Raw genomic sequence first — 23,218 nt, 5'->3', positions numbered from 1 at the left:
CCTGACAATGGAAAACAAATCGCATGCCTTCTGGGCTGGGCTCTTCACGGTGGTGCTGCTGGTGGCGATCGCGGCGGCGGCGTTCCTGTTCAACGTCGACCGCTCGGTGCGCGTGCCTTACGACCTGATTGCGCGCACCAATGTCACCGGGCTTTATACGGATGCGGCGGTGCGCTATCGCGGACTCGACGTGGGCAAGGTGCAGTCGATCAAGTTCGACCGCGCCCATCCGGGGCAGATCCTGATCCGCATTCTGGTCGACACCCATGCGCCGATCACGCGTTCCACCTTCGGCAGCCTCGGCTTTCAGGGCGTGACGGGCCTCGCTTTCATCCAGCTCGACGATACGGGGCGCGATATGTCGCCGCTGGCGTCGTCGGCGAAAGACGTGGCGCAACTGCCGATGCGGCCTGGGCTCCTCGACCAGTTGCAGCAGCGCGGCGACGTCCTGCTGCGCAAGCTGGAACGCATCGCCGACGACGTCAACGACGTGCTGTCGCCGCAGATGCGCGATCAGTTGCTTGGCACGGCGGCCAGCCTGCAGCACGCCGCCGATGGCGTCACGGAACTCACCAAACAGATGCAGCCGGCCGCCGGCAAGCTGCCGCAGACGCTCGACCAGCTCGACCGCACGCTTTCTTCGACCAATCAGCTGATCACCGGGCTGAACCGGCCGGACGGCCCGTTCGAAGCCAATCTGAACAAGGTCGGCACGGCGGCGCAACAGGCGGGCGACGCGCTGACCTCGATGAATCTGTCGGTTCAGGAACTATCCGCGCGGGTCGGTTACGACACCTTGCCGCGCGTCGATTCGCTGTCTGACGACGTGCGTTCGGCGGCGCGGTCGGTGGATCGCGCCGCCGACATGTTCAGCACCAGTCCGCGCAGCGTGCTGTTCGGCGCGCCGCCGGTGGCGCCAGGCCCCGGCGAGCCCGGCTTCACATGGCCCGCGGGCCGCGCCGCAAAATGACCGAAAGGACGACTGCCATGGCTTCCTCGCTTAACCGCTCCATTCGTCGTGAATGTTTAACCGGCGCCCGCCTGGCCGTCGTGCTGGCATGCGGCGCGCTGCTGGCCGGCTGTGCCGGGCCGGCCGCGCTTCCCGAGGCCCGCTACGATCTGGGCCCGGCGCCACAGGCCACAACGGCCAGCGGCTCGACGCCCGTCGTCAAGGTGCTGGACGTCACCGCGCCCGCCACGCTCGCCTCCGACAAGCTGACCTACCGCCTGAGCTATGCCGACGCGCAGCAGACCGCGTCGTATGCAAACAGCCATTGGAGCGCGACGCCGCCGGAACTGTTGACGCAGCGTCTGCGTAACGTGCTGTCGGAGCGTGGCACGGTGCTGACAGGATCGGATGGCGTGCGCGCGCCGGTCCTACGGGTGGATCTGAGCCAGTTCGAACAGATTTTCGACAGCCAGACCCAAAGCCACGGCGCCGTCACCGCGCGCGCCACGCTGACGCAGGGCGGCAAGGTGATCGCGCAACGCACGTTCGTGGCGAACGCGCCGGCCCGATCGACGGACGCCGCCGGCGGCGCGCAGGCGCTCGCCGCCGCCAGCGACGATCTCGTCGCGCAGATTTCCGCGTGGCTGGCCGCGCAGCCGCTCGTCGCTGCCCAATGACGCATAGGGAGCAATTGCCGCGTTTGCCGCATTGCGCAGCGTGAGCCGTAAAGTGCGGCCGCGCCGGCCATCGGTGCTGGCGAAGCAGGTGCTGGGCCTGTACACGGCCCTGATCGTCTATGCCTCGTGGTATCCGTTTTCCGGCTGGCGCTCGTTGGGGCTCAGTCCGTTGGCGTATCTGGCCGACCCGCTGCCGCAATATCTGACCGTCTTCGACGTGGTCACCAACGTCCTCGGCTACATGCCGTTCGGCGCGCTGGCGATGCTGGCGGTCTATCCGCGCTGGCGCGGCGCGGCGGCCGTGGCGCTCGCTTTCGGGCTAGGGGTCGGGTTGTCGGGGACGATGGAAGCGGTGCAGACGTATCTGCCCACCCGCGTCGCCTCCAATCTCGATCTGGCGGCGAATGCGCTCGGCGCGCTGCTCGGTGCCGCACTGATCGCGCCGGCTACCGGCGCCCTGCTCGATCGCGGCCTGCTGCGGCGCATGCGTCTGCTGTGGTTCAGGCGCGATAGCGCGGCGCTTGTCTGTCTGGCGGCGCTGTGGCCGTTCGCGACGATGTTTCCGTCGCCGCGCCTGTTCGGCCTCGGCGACTGGCCGCGCGCCCTGTGGCTGCACGCCGACTCGACCATGCAGGATCCGCTGCTTGCATGGTTCCCCGCTGCCTGGCACGTGCAGACGTGGCCCTCGCACCTGCTCGCCGCGCTTCCGGACGACGCATGGGAAGCTCTGATCGCGACGCTGATGCTGTTCGCCGCCGGTGCCCTTGCTTCGCTGCCGATGCGCTCGCGGGCGCCGCGCGTGCGGTTGTTGCTGGTGCTCGTCGCGCTGACGGTGTTCGTCAAGATCGGTGCGACTTTTCTGCAGTCGGTGGCGGGGCTGGTATTCGACTGGGCGACGCCCGGCGCGCTCGCGGGCCTTGCAGGCGGCACGCTGGTCATGCTGCTGGCGCTGCGTCTGCCGCGCCGCTGGCGGGCGGCGCTCGCGGCGGCGGCGCTCGTCATCGCGCTGCTGCTGGTCAATCTGCTGCCGGTCAATCCCTATTTCGACGTGACGCTCGCGGACTGGCGCCAGGGGCGCTATCTGCACTTCAACGGCCTCGCGCACTGGCTGGCGTGGATCTGGCCATACGCGGCGCTGGGGTGGCTGGCGTTTTCGGCGGAGCGCGCGTGGCTCAGACGGCGCGCGTCGGCGGTGGCGCCGCCGGGCTGAGCGGGGACCATGCCCCGTCGCTATAATCGATCCACCACAGAAGCGCCTCCTTGCCCGCCGGTTTCGCCGCTTGCAGCGGTTCCGGCGCGCATCGAGCCTTGCACTCTTTCAGTCGCCCCGGACACCATGGATTCTTTCTACAAGTATCACGTCTTCTTCTGCCTCAACCAGCGCGCCCCCGACGCCGACCGCCCGAGCTGCGCGAACTGCAACGCACAGGCCATGCAGGAACATGCGAAAAAGCGCGTGAAGCAACTGGGCCTCGCGGGCCCCGGCAAGGTGCGGATCAACAAGGCGGGCTGTCTCGAACGCTGCGAGGAAGGGCCGGCTGTGGTGATCTATCCGGAAGGCACCTGGTACACGTATGTCGACGAAAGCGACATCGACGAAATCGTCGAATCGCATCTTGTGCAAGGCAAGGTGGTCGAACGTCTGAAGATGGACCGGTAAGCGCGCCATGAATGTTCATACCCAGCAGTTTCTGATCGACGGTCCGGTCGGCAAGATCGAAGTCGCGCTCGATCTGCCCGACGAGACGCGCGAGAGCGGCGCCGCGCCGCGCGGCATCGCGCTTGTGGCGCATCCGCATCCGCTGTTCGGCGGCACGATGGACAACAAGGTCGCGCAGACCTTGGCTCGCACGCTCGTGCAACTGAATTACGTGGCCTATCGCTCGAACTTCCGCGGCGTCGGCCAGACCCAGGGCGAACACGACGCCGGCATCGGCGAGCGCGACGATCTGCGCGCCGTGCTCGACCACATGCGCGCGCAGCCGGGCCAGGCCGATCTGCCCCTTGTACTCGCAGGCTTTTCGTTCGGCACCTTCGTGCTGTCGCACGTGGCGGCGCGGCTCGTCGAGGAAGGGCAGGGCATCGAGCGCATCGTGTTCGTCGGTACGGCCGCGAGCCGCTGGGAAGTTGCGCCCGTGCCGGAAAACACGCTCGTGATTCACGGCGAAACCGACGATACGGTCCCCATTCAATCGGTGTACGACTGGGCTCGGCCGCAGGAATTGCCGGTCGTCGTGATCCCTGGCGCCGAGCATTTTCTGCACCGCAAGCTGCATGTCCTGAAACGCATCATCGTCGACGCCTGGCGCTAGGCGCTCGGCCGGCGCGCGTTTTCCGGGGTACAGGTACGCGTCAAATGAAAATTTATCGTCCCGCGGGGCGCAAAGTTGGGTCCCCGGCGCGCGTATAATGGGCGCTCTTTTTTGGGCGCAGCGCGACCCATCCGGCTGAAGGCGCGTCGTAGCGCCGCTGCGTGATTGCGGCGCCGGATTGTGTGGCGCGTTGCGCGAACCGATCGTGTGGCCGGAAGTCCAACGGGCGCCGTGCTGCTTTTATGCGGCCAGTGCTCGCCGACCGGCTCTTCCAAACTGCGCGCCTTTGGGGCGCGATGCATATTTCTGCCCGAATCGATCCTATGCGTTTTTCCTCCTCCGGTTTTTCGTCACTCCCGTCTTTCGTTCCCCACTCCATCCGCCGCGCGGTCACGCTCGGCGTGCTGCTGCCGGCCTCGCTGGCAGCGAGCAGCGCGGCCTTCGCGCAGGTGCCGCCGCCGGCGGTGAACGCGCGCTCGTGGGTGCTCGTCGACGCGACCAGCAACCAGGTGCTCGCTTCCGGCAACGCCGACGAGCGCGTCGAGCCGGCTTCGCTGACCAAGCTGATGACCGCCTACCTGGTCTTCGAAGCGCTGCAGACGAAGAAGATTTCGATGGAGCAGATCGTCACGCCGAGCGAAGCGGTGCGCCGCGTGAAAACGGACGAATCGCGCATGTTCATCGAAGCGAACAAGCCGGTCTCCGTGCACGATCTGGTCTACGGCATGATCATCCAGTCGGGCAACGACGCGGCGATCGCGCTGGCCGAACTGGTGGGCGGCAGCGAGTCGCAGTTCGTCAACATGATGAACGCCGAGGCCCAGCGCCTCGGCATGACGCACACGCATTTCGCCGACGTCAACGGTATGCCCGACGCGCAGCACTACACGAGCGCGGGCGACCTCGCGATTCTCTCGGCGCGCCTGATTCGCGACTTCCCTGACTACTACAACATTTTCTCGGTCAAGGAATTCACCTACAACAAGATCAAACAGCCGAACCGTAACCGCCTGCTGTGGATCGACCCGACCGTCGACGGCCTGAAAACCGGCCACACCGAGGCGGCCGGCTACTGCCTGATCGCGAGCGCCAAGCGTCCGCTGCCGGGCGCGTCGGACGCGTCGCGCCGGCTGGTTTCGGTAATGATGGGCGAAGTGAAAGAGCACGACCGCGTCGAAGACAGCATGAAGATGCTGAACTACGGCTACAGCGCGTATGACACGGTGCGCCTGTACAAGGCCGGCCAGGTAATCGAAACGCCGCGCGTCTACAAGGGTGCGGAAGACACGGTGAAGATCGGCGTGAAGGCCGACCAGTACATCACGGTGCCGAAGGGTCTCGCAGACAAGGCCAAGCCGCAGGTCGAACACATCGACCCGCTGATCGCGCCGATCGCCGACGGCCAGCAGGTCGGCACGGTGAAGCTGGTGGCGGATGGCAAGGTGATCTCGCAATTCCCGATCGTCGCGCTGCAGGCCGTGCCGCAAGCCGGCGTGGTGGGTCGCGTGTGGGATTCGCTGATGCTGATGTTCAACAAAAAGAAGTAAGCGTAGCGGTGCGCCGTTGCGCGCCGTGGCGTTCTGACGGCTTCCACAGGAATTCTGTGGGGGCCGTAGTCGAGGACTGAAAGATGCAAGCCGATAACGATTCGCTGTTTGAGTTTCCCTGCGATTTCCCGATCAAGGTGATGGGCAAGTCGCATCCCGAGTTTGCCGAGACGATCGTGACGGTGGTCAAGCAGTTCGACGAAGCCGTCGACCCCTCGCGCATCGAGACGCGCCCGTCGAGCGGCGGCAATTACACCGGCCTGACGGTGACGGTGCGCGCCACGAGCCGCGCCCATCTCGACGATATCTATCGCGCCCTCACCGGGCATCCGATGGTGAAAGTGGTGCTTTGATTGTGGTCGGTTAGCGGCGGCGAGGTGCTTTCAGATAGCAGCGCCCACCGCGCTTACCATGCTTGATGACCGCTTTATCAGGATGCGACGTGCAACGCGTTCGCCCCGTTTTGCGGCCCGGCCGAACAGGCTACTTCGAAAAGCTGCTTGAACCGTCCCACTTCTTCGAACACCCAATCCCGAAATGCCTGCACGCGCTCGGCCTGCATCATTTGCCGCGGGCAGATGAAGTAGTAATGCCAGGGGCTCGGGCCATCCACGTCGAACAGACGCACCAGCCGTCCGGCGGCGATTTCCTGTAGCGCCAGCGAACGGCGCGTGAGGGCGACGCCCTGGCCGTCGATTGCCGCCTGCAGCAGGTTCGACGAGTCCTGATACAGCACGCCGCGTTTCGGCTCAGGCCAGTCGGTGAGACCGGCGGCGTCGAACCAGGGACGCCATAGTTCGTCGTCAGAGCGCAGCAGCGGGACTTTGGCGAGATCGGACGGCACTTTCGGCAGATTGCCGCCGTTGAAATTCGGCGCGCAGGCGGGAAAGAAAATCTCCTCGAGCAGCAGTTCGGCGTGCAGATCCGGATATTTGCCGAAGCCGAAACGGATCGCCGCGTCCACGTCGTCGCGGGCGAAATCCGTCAGCGAGTTAGTGGAAAGCAGTTCCAGATCCCACTGCGGATGTGCTTCGATAAAGCTGCCGATGCGCGGCGTGACCCAGCGCGCCGCGAACGACGTCAACATCGACACCACCAGACGCCGCTCGCGCTCGCCGCCGCGCACGTCGCGCGTGGCTTCGGCAAGGGCCGTCAGGGCGCTGCGCACCTGGCCGGCGTAGCGGCGGCCCACCTCGGTGAGGCGCACGCGCTTGCCGTCGCGGGCGAATAGCGCCACGCCCAGTTCGGCTTCCAGCGCGCGAATCTGATGGCTGACCGCGCCGTGGGTGACGAACAGTTCGTCGGCGGCGCGCGAAAAGCTCTCGTGGCGGGCGGCGGCCTCGAATGCCTTGATGGCGTTGAGTCCGGGGAGTTGTCGAAGGTCCATCGCAATTTTTCTCACATAGCGGTGAAATTTGATCGTTTTGCTCAAGCCCTTGTTACACCTAGGATTGTAGTCACGAAACAGTTCATGGCGAGGTGCATCATGCGAGAAATTTCCTCTAGTATCACATTCGAAATCAAGTCCGGCGAAACCGTTCCGATGAAGGTGGCGCGCAGCACGCGGCTGGCGGTGAGTGGCGGCGCGATTTGGGTCACGCGCAGCGACGACACCGAAGACTATTGGCTTCAACCGGGCCATACGCTGCGTTTGCGGCGCGGCGAGCGGCTGTGGCTGAGCGTCGAGAGTGCGCCACAGGCGCGAGTGGCTTTCGCGGTACCGGCGCGCGCCGATGTGCGGGCGTTCGACTGGCTGATGCGGCTCGCGGACCGGCTCGGCCTGCGCGCGCGGGACGGCTGGCGCACCGTCTGAGCCGGTCGCGCCGGCATGACGGGCCGACTCCGATGCCCGGCCCGTCGGGAGCGGCCCAGGCGGGGATCTCATTATTTCGGTAAACTAGCGCGATCATGTGTGCCACGCCGGTTTCCCCGCCTTCCCCCGCCGCCGCGCCTCGTCCTGACATTGAGGCTGCGCCGGTTTCCGCCAGTCTGCCCGCTGCTGCGGTTGAGTCAGCCGCCGGGGTCTTGTCCGCGCCGCCGGTGACGATCCGCTGGCGCGGCGTCGAATCCTACGAAATCAGCTTCGACGCCATGCGCGCCTTCACCGACGCGCGTGACCGGGAAACCGGGGACGAAATCTGGCTGGTCGAACATCCGCCCGTCTTCACCCTGGGTCTCGCCGGCGACCCGGCGCACCTGCTGGCTGCCGACAGTGGTATTCCGCTGGTGACGGTCGATCGCGGCGGCCAGATCACCTACCACGGACCCGGACAGGTGGTCGCGTACCTGCTGCTCGACCTGCGCCGCCGCAAGCTGATGGTGCGCGAGCTGGTCACGCGGATCGAGCAGGGCGTGATCGACACGCTCGCGGCGTATAATCTTGCCGGAGAACGCAAGGCGGGCGCCCCTGGCATCTACGTGGCGCCCGGTCCGGACGTGGGGTCGCATGCCGGCGCCAAGATCGCCGCGCTGGGCCTGAAAATCCGCAACGGCTGCAGTTATCACGGGGTCAGCCTGAACGTGAAGATGGATCTGCGGCCGTTTCTGGTCATCAACCCATGTGGATATGCCGGGCTCGAAACCATCGACATGGCCACGCTCGGCGTCACCGCCGGCTGGGACGAGGTGGCCCGGACCTTCGCAGCATGCCTCACCGCAAACATCGACGGCACGCCCGCGGCCGTCGCCCAACCGCAGGCCGGTGTCTTGACCGCCTGACTGGATCGAACGAATGACTGACGTTACCGCGAACCTCGCCGGCTCTGCCGCCACCGATGCCTCAGCCGCCCCCGCCGCTTATGACGCGACGGCGAAACAGAAGGCGCAGGCCAAGACCGCGCGCATTCCGATCAAGATCATCCCGATCGAAAAGCTGAAGAAGCCGGACTGGATCCGCGTGAAGGCCGCCACCGGCAATTCGCGCTTCTACGAAATCAAGCAGATTCTGCGCGAGCACAACCTGCATACGGTTTGCGAAGAAGCGAGCTGCCCGAATATCGGCGAGTGCTTCGGCAAGGGCACCGCCACCTTCATGATCATGGGCGACAAGTGCACGCGCCGTTGCCCGTTCTGCGACGTCGGCCACGGCCGTCCCGATCCGCTGGATGTCGACGAACCGGGCAATCTGGCTCGCACGATCGCGGCGCTGAAATTGAAGTACGTGGTGATCACCAGTGTGGACCGTGACGATCTGCGCGACGGCGGCGCTGCACACTTCGTGGAATGTATCCGTCAGACGCGCGAGCTTTCGCCGGAAACGCGCATCGAAATTCTGACGCCGGATTTCCGCGGCCGTTTGGATCGCGCGTTGGGCATTCTCAATGCCGCTCCGCCCGACGTGATGAACCACAATCTCGAAACGGTGCCGCGTCTCTACAAGGAAGCGCGCCCGGGATCGGACTACGCGCATTCGCTGAAGTTGCTGAAGGACTTCAAGGCGCTGCACCCGGATGTCGCGACCAAGTCGGGGCTGATGGTGGGTCTGGGTGAGACGGAAGAAGAGATTCTTCAGGTGATGCGCGATCTGCGCGAGCACGACGTCGACATGCTGACGATCGGCCAGTATCTGCAACCGTCCGAGCACCATCTGCCGGTTCGCTCGTATGTGCATCCGGACACATTCAAGATGTACGAGGAAGAAGCCTACAAGATGGGCTTCACGCACGCGGCGGTGGGCGCGATGGTGCGGTCGAGCTATCACGCAGACCTGCAGGCGCATGGGGCCGGCGTGGTCTGAGCGTCTTTCCGGCAGTTGCCTTGGTTATCAAGCCCGCACTGGTTGCGGGCTTTTTTGTGTCTGGGCTCGTTGGGTTAGTGCCACCCCCCCATCCAACCCAACGTAAAAAGCAATGCCCAAACAGAGTGATTAGCAATCGAGAATTCGTTAGAACCGTCCGCGCGCAAACTCCCTATAGTCGAAAGCCTCCCAAACATCATTAAAACGGGGCTTCTCGATGAACCGACTCTTCTGCCCGCTTGCCGCGCTCGTCGCGCTGCTTGCCGTCTGCGCTCCCTTTGCGAGCGCCGCTCATGCCGACACTAAAGAAGTGGTGATCGCATATCAGGACATGGTCTTGCCGTGGCGCTACGCGCAGGCCACCGGCGAAGTCGAGAAGGAGACGGGCTACAAGGTGGTTTATCGTCAGCTCAGCAGCGGCGCGGAAGTGGTGCGCGCGCTCGCGTCGGGTTCGGTCCAGCTTGGCGAGGCGGGTTCCAGTCCGATCGCGGCGGGTCTGTCGCAAGGCGTCGACATTTCCCTGTTCTGGATTCTCGACAACATCAACGATGCCGAAGCGCTGGTGGCGCGAGACGGTTCCGGCGTGACGAGCATCGCCGGCCTCAAAGGCAAGAAAATTGGCGTGCCGTTCGTGTCGACTTCGCATTTCCACACGCTGGTGGCATTGCAGGCGGCAGGCGTGAATCCGGCTGACGTGAAGATCGTCAACCTGCGCCCGCAGGAAGTCGCGGCCGCGTGGGACCGTGGCGACATCGACGCAACCTACATCTGGGATCCGGTTCTTGCCAAGGTGAAGAAGAACGGCAAGGTGCTGATTACCTCGGGACAGGTCGCACAGGAAACCGGCAAGGCGACCTTCGATGGCTTCGTGGTCGACCGCAAGTTTGCCCAGCAGAATCCGGAGTTTGTCGCGCGCTTTGTCAAGGTGCTGGCTGCGAGCGACGCCAGCTATCGCGATCACACCTCGGCATGGAGTACGAACTCGCCTGAAGTGGCGGCCGTCGCCAAGGAGTCCGGAGCAAATGTTCAGGACGTGCCGGCGAGCCTCGCGTTGTACGCGTTCCCGTCGGCGGCCCAGCAGGCTTCGACGACGTGGCTCGGCGGCGGCGCGCAATCCGGCGCGGCGAAATCGCTGGCTGCGACGGCCGCGTTCCTCAAGACGCAAGGGACGATCCAGAACGTGCTGCCCGACTACTCGGCGGGCATCGATCCGCACTTCGTCCAGCAGGCGGCACACTAAAAGATTTGCCAGGCGCCGCGCATCGTCGGCATGGGCGGGCGCCGCCAGGTCTTTCGAACTACCAGGCATTTCAATGAGCGGTCTAGAGATCCGGCGACTGCATGTCGCCTACGAAGCTGCGCGAGGTGCGGCGCCGAACGTCGCGCTCGCCGACGTCGATCTGCGCATCGAATCCGGCGAGTTCGTCGTTGCGCTGGGGGCCTCCGGTTGCGGCAAGACGACCTTGCTCAACTGCATCGCCGGTTTTATTCAGCCCACGGCGGGCGACGTGCGTCTGAACGGTGAACTCGTCAACGGTCCCGGCGCCGATCGCGGCGTCGTGTTTCAGAAGTATGCGTTGATGCCCTGGCTCGACGTGCTCGACAACGTCGCGCTCGGCTTGCGCTTTCAGCGAGTGCCGAAAGCGGAGCGTCACCGCGTCGCCCGCGCCATGCTGGCGCTCGTCGGCCTCGAACAGCATGCGCATGCGCGGGTCTACGAACTGTCGGGCGGCATGCAGCAGCGCGTGGGCATTGCGCGCGCGCTGGCGAGCGACCCCGAAGTGCTGCTGATGGACGAGCCCATGGGCGCACTCGATGCTATGACGCGCGAGTCGATGCAGGAACTCGTGCTCGACGTCTGGGGCCGCACGCGCAAGACGGTGTTCTTCATTACGCACAGCGTCGAAGAGGCCCTGTTTCTGGCGACGCGTCTTGTCGTCATGACGCCCGGACCGGGCCGTATTGCAGAGAGCTACGAGCTGCCGTTCGCGCGCCGCTTTCTCGACACGCGCGATGCCCGCGCGGTGAAGTCGTCGCCTGAGTTTATCGAGTGGCGTGAGCGGCTGGTGCAGCGTTTGCATCGGCGCGCGCCGGAAGAGGTGGTGTCGTGACGGTTTCGCATGATTCGTTCAGCAAGACGCCGCTGGCTCAGCAGGGCACGTCGGTGACGGACGCGAAGCCGGTTGCGGTCGCGCCGCCGTTGCGGTCTCAGTGGCGGTCAAGGAAAAATGCGCGGCCTGTACGCGCATGGCGCATGCCGGGCGAAGGCCCGACCGCCGCGTTGAGCGTGGCGTCCGTATGCGCGCTTGCCGCGTTGTGGTGGATCGCCACGCATTTCCAATGGTTGCCGCCGCTGTTTCTGCCGACGCCCGAAGCCGTCTGGGCCGCCTTCATCGACGCCTGCCATGGACGCATCCAGGGTGGCCTGCCGTTATCGGAGCATCTCGCGTGGAGCGCGCTGCGTGTGTTCGGTGCGTTTGCGCTCGCCACCGTGACGGCCGTGCCGGTGGGCATCCTGATGGGCGTGAGCCGGGTGGCGCGCGGGTTGCTCGATCCGCCGCTGGAGTTTTACCGGCCGCTGCCGCCGCTCGCGTATTTGCCGCTGGTGGTGATCTGGTTCGGCATCGACGAGACGGCGAAGATCGTCGTCATCTACCTCGCCTGTTTTGCGCCGATTGCCATGGCCGCGCGCGCCGGCGCGCGCAGCGCGACTGTCGAGCAGATTCATGCGGCGTATTCGCTTGGCGGCAGCTTCGCGCAGATCGTGCGCCATGTCGTGTTGCCGGCCGCGTTACCGGAGATTCTGACCGGGTTGCGGATAGCAATCGGCTTCGGCTGGACCACGCTGGTTGCCGCCGAAATGGTGGCGGCGACTGCGGGATTGGGTCAGATGGTGCTGAACGCGTCGAGCTTTCTGCGCACCGACGTCGTGGTGATGGGCATTGTGCTGATCGGCCTGATTGCGTGGATATTCGATCTCGGCATGCGCGCACTCGAACGGCGGCTGGTGCCGTGGAAAGGTCGGGCGTAGTAGCCGCCGCTTCGACCCAAGGCTACGTGCCGGCATGGCGCGATATCCCCATGCCGGCCCTTCAGAAAGCTAGGCGAGGATGATCCGCGCCACCTTCTTCTTCAGCGCGGCGAATTCCGCTGCCTCGGCGGCCTTCTTGTTGGTAATCAGCACGTCGATCTTGTCCGGCGGGCAGTACGAGATACGGCTGCGCTGGCCGATCTTGCTGTAATCGGCGAGGATCACCACGCGGTGCGCATTGGCGACCATCGCCCGCGCCACCTCCGTCTCCGCGTGATCGTAGTTGCTGGCGCCGTGCCGCGGGTCGACGCCCACCGGCGAGAGCAACGCCACATCGGCCCGGTAGCGGTGAATCTCGAGAATCGTCGTGCTGCCGCCGGTCGCCATGGCCCGGTCGCTGATCGAGCCGCCCAGCAGGATGACCTCGTTGGCGGCCTCTGCCTGTTGCTCGGCCGCGCCGCGCATCTTCAACGCAACATCAATGGAATTGGTCACCACGGTGAGATTGGCGAGTTTCGCGAGTTCTTCGGCGAGCGCCGACGTGGTTGTGCCTGCATCGATAAACAGCGTCTGGCCGCTGGAGATCACGCCCATTGCCGCCTTGGCGATGGCCGCCTTGGCCTTGACGCGGGTATGGGCGCGTTCGGCGATGGGCGCTTCGTCGTCGGGCTTGATCGCGCCGCCGTGCACCCGTCGCAATTCGCCGAGCGCCTCCAGATCGAGCAGGTCGCGCCGCACCGTTTCGCGCGATACCCCGAGATCCGCCATGATCCGTTCGGTCGACACCCGTTGCAATGTCGATAGCAGCGCGCGAATTCTTTGGTGACGGTCTTCCTGCCACATGCGTTTTCTCTCTGTGAATAAATCGGTCTGGACTGCTTGCTTTGTTGATGTCGCCGCTGACACGCTTGTATGTCCGGCCTATGTCATCGATACTACTTTACCCGGTTCGCGTTGTATTTTTTGGTGACCTTGCAAATTTGTGTATTCGGCAAGTAACCTACCGTTACCGGCGCCGCACCATGGCTTGACGGGAACCATGCGAGCCGTTTCCATTGGGTGCTGCCACCTGATTCGATTCAGTCTATTTCAAAGGTATAGAGACGTGGGAACCGGAATTGATCGTACTAGCGCCGCGTGGCCGTATCCGCGGCTGGTCGCGCATCGGTGTGGCGGAACGCTCGCTCCGGAAAACACGCTGGCGGGCTTCGACGCCTGCAAGCGCTACGGCTACCGCATGGTCGAATTCGACGCCAAGCTCTCGGCGGACGATCACCTCTTCCTGCTGCACGACGATTCGCTCGATCGCACCACCAACGGCCACGGTCTTGCCGCCGAGCACACCTGGCAGGAACTGGAAAAGCTCGATGCCGGTTCATGGCGCGGCGCGGCATTCGTGGGCGAACGCCTGCCGACGCTCGCGCAAGCGGCGGCGCGCTGCCAGCGTGACGGTATTGCCGCCAACATCGAAATCAAGCCGTGTCCAGGACGCGACACCCTGACCGGCCAGCTAGTCGCCGGCGCGGCACTCGCCCTGTGGCAGAAACAGACGCCGCCATTGCTGTCGTCATTCTCGTTCGAGGCGCTCGTCGCCGCACGCGAAGCGGCTCCCACGCTCCCGCGCGGCATGCTGTTCGACGCGGTGCCGGACGACTGGCTGCGCATCGTGCGCGAACTCGATTGCGTCTCGCTGCATGCAAGCCATAAGCATCTCACCGCGGAACGGGTCGCCGCGATTCGCGCCGAGGGATTGCGCGTGCTTGTCTATACGGTGAACGACCCGGAGCGCGCGAAGCTGCTCGCCGGATGGGGCGTCGACATGATCTGCACCGACCGCATCGATCTGCTCGCGCACGACATGCTGTGCGCGCCGCGCAGCGAATCCTGACGGATCCGGCGGCGCATCGGGCAGCCGGGATGCGCCCGGTCTGTCTTGAAATCGCGACGTCCGCCGTCCGGATTTCCGGAAAGCTGGACGACGGACGCCATCCCCGACAAAAATCCCCATAAAAATCAAAGCGAAAGCAGCGCGATCCAACTGGCATCGACCTTGCAAAGTAAAAGCGCGGCCGCACAGGCCCGACAACTAAAGCAAGGAGACAACGATGTCCGATTTCCCCTCCCGGTACTTCTGAATTCGTCGTCTTGTCGCGGCCCGATGCCGTGCACAGGCGACACGTCCATTCGTTCGCATTGATGCGCAGCGTGGCAGGCCATTGGCTCATCCACATCGCAGGAACCCTCGTGAAGAAACCCTTCTATAAAGTGCTCTATGTCCAGGTGATCGCGGCGATCGTCGTCGGCATCGCCCTCGGTCATTACTCGCCCTCCATCGCCATCGACATGAAGCCGCTCGGCGACGCCTTCATCAAGCTGATCCGCATGGTGATCGGGCCGATCATCTTCTGTACGGTCGTGACCGGCATCGCCGGGATGCAGGATATGAAGAAGGTCGGGCGGGTCGGCGGCAAGGCGCTGCTGTACTTTGAAATCGTCTCGACCTTCGCGCTGGTGCTCGGCCTGATCGCCACGCACGTGCTGAAGCCGGGCGCCGGCTTCAACGTCGATCCGGCGACGCTCAACGGCAAGGAAGTCGCCTCGTATGCCGCGCAGGCGCACGGCCAGAGCACGGTCGAGTTCCTGATGCACATCATTCCGAGCACGATCACGGATGCCTTCGCGCAAGGCGAAATCCTGCAGATCCTGCTGATCGCCATGCTGTTCGGCAGCGTGCTGGCGACGCTCGGCGTGCGCGGCAAGGCGGTCACGGATCTGGTCGAAAGCCTCTCGAGCGTGTTGTTCGGCATCGTGCGCATTATCACGAAGCTGGCGCCGATCGGCGCATTCGGCGCGATGGCGTTCACCATCGGCAAGTACGGCATCGGCTCGCTGCTGCCGATGCTCAAGCTGATCGGCACGTTCTATCTCACCTCGGCCGTGTTCGTGGTGGTGGTGCTCGGCGCGGTCGCACGGATGGTGGGCTTCAACATCCTGCGTTTCGTGGCCTACATCAAGGAAGAGATGCTGATCGTGCTCGGCACGAGTTCGTCGGAAGCGGCCCTGCCGCAACTGATGCTGAAGCTCGAAAAGCTCGGCTGCTCGCGCTCGGTGGTGGGCCTCGTGGTGCCGACCGGCTACTCGTTCAATCTCGACGGCACCAACATCTATATGACGATGGCCGTGCTGTTCATCGCCCAGGCCACCAACACGGATCTGACGCTCACGCAACAGCTCACGCTGCTCGCCGTCACGATGCTGACCTCGAAGGGCGCAAGCGGCGTGACGGGCGCCGGTTTCATCACGCTGGCGGCGACCCTCGCCGTGGTGCCGACCATTCCGCTTTCGGGCATGGTGCTGATTCTCGGTATCGACCGCTTCATGAGCGAGTGCCGCGCGCTGACCAACATCGTCGGCAATGGCGTGGCGACCGTGGTGGTGTCGGCCTGGGAAAAGGAACTGGACCGCAACAAGCTGCGCGCCGTGTTGCGCGGCGAAGTGGCGGCCGTCAAGGAAACCGAAACCGCGGGTGCCTGAATCAGCGCGGCGCGTTATGCCACAATAACCGCAGACCACCCTACGGAATCTGCCAACGTGACGCGCCGCCTGCTGATCCTCTTCGCGCTCGTCGCCGGGCTCGTGGCGGCGTGCGGGCTCACGTGGAGCATCGCGTGGCAGCGCGGTATCGACATCTTGCGGCACAACGCGGCGGTGCGCGTCGACCGCACCGCCAATGCGCTCAAGAGCACGCTGGAGCGATACGAGTCGCTGCCTTATCTGCTGGCCGAGCATCCGTTCGTGCAGGACGTGCTGGTGAGTCCCGGCGCGCCGAATGTCGAGCGCGCCAATCGCTATCTGGAAGACCTCAACCGCCACGCGCGGGCCACGGCCTCCTACATCATCCAGACGAACGGAACCTGTATCGCGGCGAGCAACTGGCATGAGCCGGAGAGCTTCGTCGGCGCGGGCTATCAGTTCCGGCCATATTTTGTCGATGCGGTGAAGGGCGGCGTGGGCCGTTTTTTCGGCATCGGCACGGTCTCGCATGATCCTGGCTATTACATCTCGCAACCGGTACGGCGCGACGGACGCACCGTCGGCGTGGCGGTCGTCAAACTCAATCTCGAATGGTTTCAGGGCGCGGACGCGGCCGAGCCGCTGATCGTCACGGACGATCACGGCGTGATCTTTCTGTCGTCCATGCCCGCCTGGAAATATCACACCGTGCGGCCGCTGTCGGGCGCGGTGGCCGACTCGATCTTTCAGACGCGCCAGTACGCGCAGCAGGAGATTCCGCCGTTGCCGGTGACGATCGAGCGCACGCTGGAAGACGATGCGCAGATCGTGCGCGTCGGCGGCGGGCGCTATGCGCCGCGCTATCTGGCGTCGCGCCGGGCGATGGGCGAGCCGGACTGGCAACTGATCACCCTGGCAAGCGTCGATCCCGTCGACGCCGACGCCCGCAACGACGCCATCGTGGTCGGCTTCGGCTATGTCACGCTGTGCCTGCTGGCGTTCTACTGGCGAATGCGGCGCGCGCGCGTGCGCGAGATGATGCGCAGCCGCGAGCTGCTGCAACGCGCTTATGCGGAGTTGAATCAGCGAGTCGCAGAACGGACCGCGGATCTGTCGCAGGCGAACGAGCAGCTAAAGAAGGAAGTGAGCGAACGCACGCGCGCCGAGCAGGAATTGCGCTCGGCGCACGATGAGCTGATCCAGGCGAGCAAGCTGGCCGCGCTCGGTCAGATGGCGGCGGGCATCACGCATGAATTGAATCAGCCGTTGGCGGCGTTGCGCGGCTTCTCGGACAACACTCGCGTGCTGCTCGAACGCGGCGATCAGGAGTTGGCGCGCGAGAACCTCGAAGCGATCGCGGCGCTCACCGAGCGCATGGGCAAGATCACCAATCAGCTGAAGCTGTTCGTGGGGCGAGCGCGACCGCGTAGCGCGCGGGCGCCGCTCGCGCGAGCCCTGCGCAATGTGCTGGCGCTGCTGCAAAAGCGCCTCGCGGGCGTCGAGGTGACCTTGACGGTGGTGGACGCGGAGACCGGTACGCGGGAGTGCTTCGATCCGTCAGCCGAGCATCCCGCGCTGGTCGCGAACTGCGACGATTTGCGGCTCGAGCAGGTGTTGATCAATCTGCTGGGCAATGCGCTGGACGCCACGGCGGGGCTTGCGCCGCCGCGCATCGAGATCGAAATCGAGGCCGCAGACGCGACGCTCGCCATCTCGGTCCGCGACAACGGCCCAGGCATTCCGGACGATATCTTGCCGCGCCTCTTCGAGCCGTTCTTCACGACCAAGGAAATGGGCCACGGACTGGGACTCGGGCTTGCAATCTCGTCGTCGATCGCACGCGATGCCGGTGGCTCGCTGGCCGCCCGCAATGCGCCGGACGGCGGCGCGGTGTTCGTGCTCACGCTGCGCCGCGCGCGCGTGCAGGCAATCGATCCACTCACGGCAGGGTCCTGATTTCAGGCGGCTTCAGATGCGCACGCGCGCTTTAAGGTGATAAGGACCATGGTCAACAACGGTTTGCCGGTGCTGTATATCGAGGACGACGAACTGGTGCGGCGCGCGAGCGTGCAAAGCCTGCAGCTCGCGGGCTTCGACGTCACCGGTCATGCGTCGGTCGAATCGGCGGCGCGCTCCATCAGCGCGGATTTTCCGGGCGTGATCGTCAGCGATATTCGTTTGCCGGGTGCGAGCGGGCTCGATCTGCTGGCGCAATGCCACGAACGCGCACCGGACGTGCCGGTGATTCTCGTCACCGGACACGGCGATATCTCGATGGCCGTGCAGGCGATGCGCGACGGCGCGTACGATTTCATCGAGAAGCCGTTTGCCTCGGAACGGCTGATCGAAACCGTGCGGCGCGCGCTGGAACGCCGCACGCTGGTGCTGGAAAACCACGCGCTGCGCCGCGAGCTGGCGGGGCAGAACACGGTGGCGCCGCGCATCATCGGCCGCAGCCCGGTGATCGAGCAGGTGCGGCGGCTGATCGCGAACGTCGCGCCCACCGACGCATCCGTGCTGATCAACGGCGATACCGGCGCGGGCAAGGAACTGATCGCGCGCAGCCTGCACGAATTGTCGCCGCGGCGCGACAAGCCGTTTATCGCGGTGAATTGCGGCGCGCTGCCCGAGCCGATGTTCGAATCGGAGATGTTCGGCTATGAACCCGGCGCGTTTACCGGTGCGGCAAAGCGGCGTATCGGCAAGCTGGAACATGCCTCGGGCGGCACGCTGTTTCTCGACGAGATCGAAAGCATGCCGCTCGGTCTGCAGGTCAAGCTGTTACGCGTGTTGCAGGACGGCGTGCTGGAGCGGCTCGGGTCGAATCAGCCGATTCGCGTGAATTGCCGTGTCGTGGCTGCCGCCAAGGGCGACATGCTGGAGCACGTCGCCGCCGGCACCTTCCGGCGTGACCTGCTGTACCGGCTGAACGTGGTGACCATCGCGCTGCCGCCGCTTGCCGAGCGTCGCGAGGACATCGTGCCGCTCTTCGAGCATTTTCTGCTCGATGCCGCGGTGCGCTATCAACGTCTCGCGCCGATGCTCACCGACCGCCAGCGCGCCGGCCTGATGCAGCGCGACTGGCCCGGTAACGTGCGGGAATTGCGTAATGCCGCGGACCGGCTGGTGCTCGGCGTGGCGGAAGACCCGCTGACCGCATCGGCCGACGAGGGCGCGAATAGCCATTCGCTGAAGGAGCGCGTCGAGCAGTTCGAGCGCGCGGTGATCGCCGAGGCGCTTGAGCAGACCGGCGGCGCGGTGGCCGTGGCGGCCGACCGGTTGCAGTTGGGCAAGGCGACGCTCTACGAGAAGATCAAGCGCTACGGCCTGGCGGCAAAGGGGGACGGTGAGCGGTGAGGCCGCGTTGAAGGCCCCCAAAAAGCAATGCGCCGGTAGCGGAAAGGTCCGCGACCGGCGCATTTTTTATCTGACGGGTCGTGCGTTTGCCGTTGCTGCCGTGCTGCCGGCTTGCTTCAGGCCGATTTCAGCGCCTTTTCAAGCAGTTGATCCAGTTCGGCAAACTGCGGCTCGCCAACGTAGCGCTTAAGAATCGTGCCGTCCTTGTCCACCAGGAAGGTGGTCGGCGTCAGTTGCACATTGCCGAACTGCTTGGCCGCCGAGCCGTCGTCCATGGCCACCTTGAAGGGCAGGCGGCGCGTCTCGGTGTAGTTGGTGACGTACATGGGCGCGTCGTAGTTCATTGCCACCGCGACGAATTCGAGGCCTTGGCCCTTGAAGCGGTTATAGGTATCGACCATCTTCGGCATTTCCTGCACGCAGGTGTCGCAGTTGGTGGCCCAGAAGTTGATCAGATAGACCTTGCCTTTCAGGTCGGCGGTCGAGACTTTCTGGCCGGACAGCAGCGTGAAGGTGGCGTCCGGCACCCGCTGCTGGCCGTTGAAGGCAAAGTAGCCGGCAATCGCGATAGCACCGGCGACGACCGCCATGACGATGTAGCGGATCGGGCTGGTGCGCTTTGTCAGCGGGGCAGACGGGGTAGGGCTCATGGACGGGACCTCGAGATTCGCGCAAGCCGCGCGCAACGTTGCGTCGTATTGTAGCCCCAATCCGGCGCGGCGGCTGGGCGCGCGCGTCGGCGATAATGGGGTTTTATGCCTGGTCTTTCGCGACTTCGTGCTCATGTTTCGATCTGCTTTGCGGCGCTCAACTCCCCGTCTTTTGCCTGACCTTGAGCTGGCGGTGCGCCGGAAAAGCGCTCCTGGCCGCACCTGGGCCGCAATGGCCCCACTACGCGCCGCGCTGCGGTCCAGTGCCTGCCTGCTGGCCGTGGGCGCGATACTGGTGGCCTGTTCGCCAACCTACGACTGGCGCACGGTGATGAACAACGACAACGGCTACACCGTCGATCTGCCGGCCAAACCCGGCAACGATGCGCGCCAGCTCGAGATTGGCGGAACGCCGATGAAAATGGCGATGCAAACCGCCGAAGCCGGCAACGCCGTCTTCGCGGTAGGCACGGTGACGCTGCCCTCCGACGACCCGCAGACACAGCGCACGGCGCTCGATTTCCTGCGCACGGGCTTGGCCCGCAACGTCGGCGCAATGCCGCAGACGCAAGCGGTGCAGATTCCGCTGGCAGCGGGTGGCCAGGTGCCCGGCCTCGAAATGAAGCTAAGCGGCAAGGCCGGCGAGCAAAAGGAGACCCGCACGATCTACGCGCGGTTTGTCGCCCACGGCCGGCACGTCTATCAGGCGGCAATCATCGCCAGCCAGCCGCTGCCGCAGGAGCAGGTGGATCAATTTTTTCAGTCGTTCCAGCTTTATTGAGCCCTCGCGGGCGCTGGTCCGCAGACGCGACAGTTCACCGCGCAAAGGTAAAGTCGCTTCGCAGGTTATGACGCTAATAGCCGGATTTTATGAGGATTTTTCCGTTACCCACAGAACCTGTGGATAACTTTGTGGAGAACCTTCCGCGAGAGGGCTCAAATGCCCGTCCGGCGGGCCTCCCGGAACTTTTTCCCGACTAAGCGGGAAATGTAAAATCCAATAGAATCAATGCGTTATCAAAAATGCTCCGCGCTTGCCTTTCAGTTTACTTTAGATCTGCAAGAAATGCTTTTATGTGCATAAGTCAAGTCTTGACAGATATTTTTTTGCTTTATCCACTTGAGAAGGCGCGCCGGTACTGAACCGCTTCCGCGACTTGGCCGGCGCTCGGCACTTCAGTGCCGGCCAGGTCGGCGATGGTGCGGGCCACCTTAAGCACGCGGTAATAGGCGCGCGCCGACCATCCGAAGCGATCGCCCGCTTCGCGTAGCAGCGCTTCGCCAGCTGCGTCGGGGCGGCAGACCTCGTCTACTTCGCGTCCGTTCAGTTCGCGATTGGTTTTTCCTTGCCGCGCCAGTTGGCGCTCGCGCGCCGCGCCGACCCGCGCGGCGATAACGGCGCTCGATTCGCCGTGGGTGGTGGAGCGTGCCGCCAGTTCGGCGGACGTGAGCGCGGGAATCTCGAGCTGGATGTCGATGCGGTCAAGCAATGGCCCGGACAGCTTGCGCAGATAGCGGGCGGCGATTTCCGGCGTGCAGCGGCAACGCCCATTCGGGTCGCCGCGCCAGCCGCAAGGGCAGGGGTTCATTGCCGCGATCAGTTGGCAGGCGGCCGGAAAATCCACCTGCAGGGCTGCCCGCGAAATGGTGATGCGGCCGGCTTCGAGCGGTTCTCGCAAAGTTTCGAGCACGTGACGGTCGAATTCGGGGATTTCGTCAAGGAAGAGCACGCCCAGATGCGCCAGGGTGATCTCCCCCGGCTGCGGCGGATTGCGCCCACCCACCAACGCCGCGGCGCTCGACGAATGATGCGGCGCGCGGAATGGCCGTTGGCGCCACTGCGTCGGCGAGAAGCCCGACATGCTGGCCGACAGCAACGCGGCCGAGGTCAGCGCCTCGTCGTCGGTCATGGGCGGCAGCAGGCTCGGCAGGCGAGCCGCCAGCATCGACTTGCCGGCGCCCGGCGGCCCGACCATCAAAACATGATGGCCGCCCGCCGCCGCGACTTCGAGTGCTCGCCGCGCGCCGCGCTGGCCGATGACGTCGGCCATGTCCGCAAGCGGCGTGGCAGGTGTCGCGGACAGTTCAGGGGCCGCGACGGGCGCCAGCCGGCAATCCGGCACGCCGGCGAGGTGGGCGCATAGCGACGGCAGGTCGGCGGCGCCGTAGACGTCCACGCCGGGTACGAGTGCCGCCTCCGCGGCGCTGGCCGCCGGCAGATAGAGTTCGGCGGGACGCTGCGGGGGTTCGGCGGCGGCGTTCAGCAAGTCGTGCGGCGTGGGGTTGGCCGCCATCCCTGTGGCCAGATTCGGCCTGCCTTCGCCGCGCGCCTGCGCCGCATGGCTGCGCGCCGTGCCGCAAGCCATCGCGAACGCACCGCGCATGGGCCGCAGCGCGCCGGTCAGCGACAGCTCGCCGGCGAATTCCCGGTGCATCAGCGATTCCACCGGAATCTGTCCGCTCGCCGCCAGGATGCCGAGCGCAATCGGCAAGTCGAAGCGGCCGGATTCCTTCGGCAGGTCGGCGGGAGCGAGATTGACGGTGATGCGGCGCACCGGGAAATCGAAGCCGCAGTTCTGCAGTGCGGCGCGCACGCGTTCGCGGCTTTCGCGCACTTCGAGATCGGGCAGGCCCACGATCGAAAAAGAGGGTAATCCGTTGGCGAGGTGAACCTCGACCGTTACTTCGGGCGCGCGGCCAGAGGCCGGCGCGCGACTGCGCACCACGGCAAGCGACATGTTTTCTCCCGTCAGACGGCGCGCCGGCGGCGCGCGCGACTCCCTAAAACGCTGATGACGTCACGGCTCGCTTGCCTGTGATGTGCAGCATTCAGACGCGCCTTACGACGTATGCGTCACCGGCAGCTTCTGTTCAAGCTCGGCCACGCGCCGTTCGAGTTCTTCGAGGCGCGCGCGCGTGCGCACCAGCACCTGGGTCTGCGTATCGAATTCTTCGCGCGTAACCAGATCGAGCTTCGAGAAGCCTTGCGACAGCATGGCCTTGACGTTGCGTTCGACATCTTTGGCCGGCGAGTTCTTGAGCAGATCGCTAACGCGGGCCTGAAAATCGTTAAAGACGTCGTTCGGTTGTTTCATGGTGTTCCCCTTGGGCGCACAAAAAGTGTGCATGTGTCATTACGTCTGTGCCACGGATTCGGCAATGCTCGATTATGGTGCATGGCCGAATGGCCAGCGCGGCGTCATGTACGCCTTTGGTGCGCGCTTTCACATCCGTTGCTTGCGAACACTCTAGCAACGATCCAGGCGGCGCGCCACCGTCCCCCGCCAGCGTTGGCCATCCGGCCAGGGGGCAAACGGCGCGTTCTCGGGGACCGGTTCCAGCGAATATGACGCTCACATGGCATGCGAGTTGCTGTTACTGCCCCGCGCGCACTGCCGGCTAGTTTTACCGGTATTGCATCGATCCGGTTTGAGGACCAATCGCGA

At 64.9% G+C, this 23,218-nt stretch carries 23 protein-coding genes; 18 read left to right on the top strand and 5 right to left on the bottom strand.

The window, feature by feature from the left end:
* Window positions 1-7: 7 nt before the first annotated feature.
* The 7 genes from FQ755_RS25780 to FQ755_RS25750 all read left to right on the top strand — a co-directional run bounded on the left by FQ755_RS25780 (window position 8) and on the right by FQ755_RS25750 (window position 5,838).
* Window positions 8-970, top strand: a complete 963-nt coding sequence (locus FQ755_RS25780) for an MlaD family protein (protein ID WP_144157828.1) — start codon at window positions 8-10, stop codon at window positions 968-970.
* Window positions 971-987: 17 nt separating this feature from the next.
* Complete coding sequence (locus FQ755_RS25775; RefSeq protein ID WP_144157827.1) at window positions 988-1,626, top strand: ABC-type transport auxiliary lipoprotein family protein; 639 nt, start codon at window positions 988-990, stop codon at window positions 1,624-1,626.
* A gap of 40 nt (window positions 1,627-1,666) precedes the next feature.
* Complete coding sequence (locus FQ755_RS25770) at window positions 1,667-2,836, top strand: VanZ family protein (RefSeq protein WP_144157826.1); 1,170 nt, start codon at window positions 1,667-1,669, stop codon at window positions 2,834-2,836.
* A 126-nt stretch (window positions 2,837-2,962) separates the two neighbouring features.
* Window positions 2,963-3,286 carry a (2Fe-2S) ferredoxin domain-containing protein gene (locus FQ755_RS25765; protein ID WP_144157825.1) on the top strand — a complete coding sequence of 108 codons (324 nt, stop codon included), beginning with the start codon at window positions 2,963-2,965 and terminating at the stop codon, window positions 3,284-3,286.
* Between the two features lie 7 nt (window positions 3,287-3,293).
* Entirely contained in the window at window positions 3,294-3,938 is a 645-nt protein-coding gene (locus FQ755_RS25760; protein WP_144157824.1) for an alpha/beta hydrolase, read from the top strand.
* Window positions 3,939-4,261: 323 nt separating this feature from the next.
* Entirely contained in the window at window positions 4,262-5,485 is a 1,224-nt protein-coding gene (locus FQ755_RS25755) for a D-alanyl-D-alanine carboxypeptidase family protein (protein WP_144157823.1), read from the top strand.
* Window positions 5,486-5,568: 83 nt separating this feature from the next.
* The gene (locus tag FQ755_RS25750) at window positions 5,569-5,838 is read left to right on the top strand and encodes a DUF493 family protein (RefSeq protein WP_144157822.1); all 270 of its coding nucleotides are present in this window, start codon (window positions 5,569-5,571) and stop codon (window positions 5,836-5,838) included.
* Window positions 5,839-5,915: 77 nt separating this feature from the next.
* Here FQ755_RS25750 and FQ755_RS25745 read toward each other — a convergent pair whose 3' ends face one another.
* Window positions 5,916-6,872: a transcriptional regulator GcvA gene (locus FQ755_RS25745; protein ID WP_144157821.1), complete on the bottom strand. Its 957-nt coding sequence runs from the start codon at window positions 6,870-6,872 to the stop codon at window positions 5,916-5,918.
* 99 nt (window positions 6,873-6,971) lie between these two features.
* On the opposite strand from FQ755_RS25745, the gene FQ755_RS25740 reads away from it, so the two are divergent.
* From FQ755_RS25740 to FQ755_RS25715, 6 genes are all read left to right on the top strand, one after another.
* The gene (locus FQ755_RS25740) at window positions 6,972-7,298 is read left to right on the top strand and encodes a DUF2917 domain-containing protein (protein ID WP_144157820.1); all 327 of its coding nucleotides are present in this window, start codon (window positions 6,972-6,974) and stop codon (window positions 7,296-7,298) included.
* A 95-nt stretch (window positions 7,299-7,393) separates the two neighbouring features.
* Window positions 7,394-8,203 carry a lipoyl(octanoyl) transferase LipB gene (gene lipB, locus FQ755_RS25735; protein ID WP_144157819.1) on the top strand — a complete coding sequence of 270 codons (810 nt, stop codon included), beginning with the start codon at window positions 7,394-7,396 and terminating at the stop codon, window positions 8,201-8,203.
* A gap of 13 nt (window positions 8,204-8,216) precedes the next feature.
* Window positions 8,217-9,221, top strand: a complete 1,005-nt coding sequence (gene lipA, locus FQ755_RS25730; protein ID WP_144157818.1) for a lipoyl synthase — start codon at window positions 8,217-8,219, stop codon at window positions 9,219-9,221.
* A 217-nt stretch (window positions 9,222-9,438) separates the two neighbouring features.
* On the top strand, window positions 9,439-10,461 hold the full coding sequence (tauA, locus tag FQ755_RS25725) for a taurine ABC transporter substrate-binding protein (RefSeq protein WP_144157817.1): 1,023 nt from the start codon (window positions 9,439-9,441) through the stop codon (window positions 10,459-10,461).
* A gap of 73 nt (window positions 10,462-10,534) precedes the next feature.
* The gene (locus FQ755_RS25720) at window positions 10,535-11,332 is read left to right on the top strand and encodes a taurine ABC transporter ATP-binding protein (protein WP_144157816.1); all 798 of its coding nucleotides are present in this window, start codon (window positions 10,535-10,537) and stop codon (window positions 11,330-11,332) included.
* Between the two features lie 89 nt (window positions 11,333-11,421).
* Window positions 11,422-12,252 (top strand): ABC transporter permease subunit, encoded by an 831-nt coding sequence (locus FQ755_RS25715; RefSeq protein WP_260858866.1) that lies wholly within the window; start codon window positions 11,422-11,424, stop codon window positions 12,250-12,252.
* 69 nt (window positions 12,253-12,321) lie between these two features.
* Here FQ755_RS25715 and FQ755_RS25710 read toward each other — a convergent pair whose 3' ends face one another.
* Window positions 12,322-13,095: a DeoR/GlpR family DNA-binding transcription regulator gene (locus tag FQ755_RS25710; protein WP_144157815.1), complete on the bottom strand. Its 774-nt coding sequence runs from the start codon at window positions 13,093-13,095 to the stop codon at window positions 12,322-12,324.
* 262 nt (window positions 13,096-13,357) lie between these two features.
* Between FQ755_RS25710 and ugpQ the strand changes: the two genes are divergently transcribed.
* The 4 genes from ugpQ to FQ755_RS25690 all read left to right on the top strand — a co-directional run bounded on the left by ugpQ (window position 13,358) and on the right by FQ755_RS25690 (window position 19,122).
* A complete protein-coding gene (gene ugpQ / locus FQ755_RS25705; protein ID WP_144157814.1) occupies window positions 13,358-14,140 on the top strand; it encodes a glycerophosphodiester phosphodiesterase in 783 nt (260 codons plus the stop codon).
* 356 nt (window positions 14,141-14,496) lie between these two features.
* Complete coding sequence (locus tag FQ755_RS25700) at window positions 14,497-15,786, top strand: dicarboxylate/amino acid:cation symporter (RefSeq protein ID WP_144157813.1); 1,290 nt, start codon at window positions 14,497-14,499, stop codon at window positions 15,784-15,786.
* Window positions 15,787-17,721 (top strand): ATP-binding protein, encoded by a 1,935-nt coding sequence (locus FQ755_RS25695; RefSeq protein ID WP_313957475.1) that lies wholly within the window; start codon window positions 15,787-15,789, stop codon window positions 17,719-17,721.
* Between the two features lie 48 nt (window positions 17,722-17,769).
* Complete coding sequence (locus tag FQ755_RS25690; protein ID WP_144157811.1) at window positions 17,770-19,122, top strand: sigma-54-dependent transcriptional regulator; 1,353 nt, start codon at window positions 17,770-17,772, stop codon at window positions 19,120-19,122.
* A gap of 116 nt (window positions 19,123-19,238) precedes the next feature.
* Here FQ755_RS25690 and FQ755_RS25685 read toward each other — a convergent pair whose 3' ends face one another.
* The gene (locus tag FQ755_RS25685) at window positions 19,239-19,772 is read right to left on the bottom strand and encodes a peroxiredoxin family protein (RefSeq protein ID WP_144157810.1); all 534 of its coding nucleotides are present in this window, start codon (window positions 19,770-19,772) and stop codon (window positions 19,239-19,241) included.
* A 232-nt stretch (window positions 19,773-20,004) separates the two neighbouring features.
* Here FQ755_RS25685 and FQ755_RS25680 point away from each other — a divergent pair, with 232 nt between their 5' ends.
* Window positions 20,005-20,553, top strand: coding sequence for a hypothetical protein (locus FQ755_RS25680; RefSeq protein ID WP_144157809.1), 549 nt, complete (start codon window positions 20,005-20,007; stop codon window positions 20,551-20,553).
* Between the two features lie 331 nt (window positions 20,554-20,884).
* On the opposite strand, the gene FQ755_RS25675 is transcribed toward FQ755_RS25680, so the two are convergent.
* Both FQ755_RS25675 and FQ755_RS25670 read right to left on the bottom strand, forming a co-directional pair.
* Window positions 20,885-22,510 carry a YifB family Mg chelatase-like AAA ATPase gene (locus tag FQ755_RS25675; RefSeq protein ID WP_144157808.1) on the bottom strand — a complete coding sequence of 542 codons (1,626 nt, stop codon included), beginning with the start codon at window positions 22,508-22,510 and terminating at the stop codon, window positions 20,885-20,887.
* A gap of 102 nt (window positions 22,511-22,612) precedes the next feature.
* Window positions 22,613-22,867: an accessory factor UbiK family protein gene (locus tag FQ755_RS25670; RefSeq protein WP_144157807.1), complete on the bottom strand. Its 255-nt coding sequence runs from the start codon at window positions 22,865-22,867 to the stop codon at window positions 22,613-22,615.
* Between the last annotated feature and the right edge of the window lie 351 nt (window positions 22,868-23,218).

Source organism: Paraburkholderia sp. BCC1885, from assembly GCF_900996235.1.
Lineage (GTDB): Bacteria > Pseudomonadota > Gammaproteobacteria > Burkholderiales > Burkholderiaceae > Paraburkholderia.
This window is presented reverse-complemented; position numbering and strand designations above follow the sequence as displayed.

Bases quoted from the DNA above. Each gene is read 5' to 3' on its own strand.
- FQ755_RS25765 (WP_144157825.1), top strand. From the start codon at position 2,963: ATGGATTCTTTCTACAAGTATCACGTCTTCTTCTGCCTCAACCAGCGC.
- FQ755_RS25680 (WP_144157809.1), top strand. From the start codon at position 20,005: ATGGCCCCACTACGCGCCGCGCTGCGGTCCAGTGCCTGCCTGCTGGCC.
- FQ755_RS25775 (WP_144157827.1), top strand. From the start codon at position 988: ATGGCTTCCTCGCTTAACCGCTCCATTCGTCGTGAATGTTTAACCGGC.
- FQ755_RS25710 (WP_144157815.1), bottom strand. From the start codon at position 13,095: ATGTGGCAGGAAGACCGTCACCAAAGAATTCGCGCGCTGCTATCGACA.
- FQ755_RS25760 (WP_144157824.1), top strand. From the start codon at position 3,294: ATGAATGTTCATACCCAGCAGTTTCTGATCGACGGTCCGGTCGGCAAG.
- FQ755_RS25740 (WP_144157820.1), top strand. From the start codon at position 6,972: ATGCGAGAAATTTCCTCTAGTATCACATTCGAAATCAAGTCCGGCGAA.
- FQ755_RS25685 (WP_144157810.1), bottom strand. From the start codon at position 19,772: ATGAGCCCTACCCCGTCTGCCCCGCTGACAAAGCGCACCAGCCCGATC.
- FQ755_RS25675 (WP_144157808.1), bottom strand. From the start codon at position 22,510: ATGTCGCTTGCCGTGGTGCGCAGTCGCGCGCCGGCCTCTGGCCGCGCG.
- tauA (WP_144157817.1), top strand. From the start codon at position 9,439: ATGAACCGACTCTTCTGCCCGCTTGCCGCGCTCGTCGCGCTGCTTGCC.
- FQ755_RS25755 (WP_144157823.1), top strand. From the start codon at position 4,262: ATGCGTTTTTCCTCCTCCGGTTTTTCGTCACTCCCGTCTTTCGTTCCC.
- FQ755_RS25780 (WP_144157828.1), top strand. From the start codon at position 8: ATGGAAAACAAATCGCATGCCTTCTGGGCTGGGCTCTTCACGGTGGTG.
- FQ755_RS25750 (WP_144157822.1), top strand. From the start codon at position 5,569: ATGCAAGCCGATAACGATTCGCTGTTTGAGTTTCCCTGCGATTTCCCG.
- FQ755_RS25720 (WP_144157816.1), top strand. From the start codon at position 10,535: ATGAGCGGTCTAGAGATCCGGCGACTGCATGTCGCCTACGAAGCTGCG.
- lipA (WP_144157818.1), top strand. From the start codon at position 8,217: ATGACTGACGTTACCGCGAACCTCGCCGGCTCTGCCGCCACCGATGCC.
- lipB (WP_144157819.1), top strand. From the start codon at position 7,394: ATGTGTGCCACGCCGGTTTCCCCGCCTTCCCCCGCCGCCGCGCCTCGT.
- FQ755_RS25690 (WP_144157811.1), top strand. From the start codon at position 17,770: ATGGTCAACAACGGTTTGCCGGTGCTGTATATCGAGGACGACGAACTG.
- FQ755_RS25670 (WP_144157807.1), bottom strand. From the start codon at position 22,867: ATGAAACAACCGAACGACGTCTTTAACGATTTTCAGGCCCGCGTTAGC.
- FQ755_RS25745 (WP_144157821.1), bottom strand. From the start codon at position 6,872: ATGGACCTTCGACAACTCCCCGGACTCAACGCCATCAAGGCATTCGAG.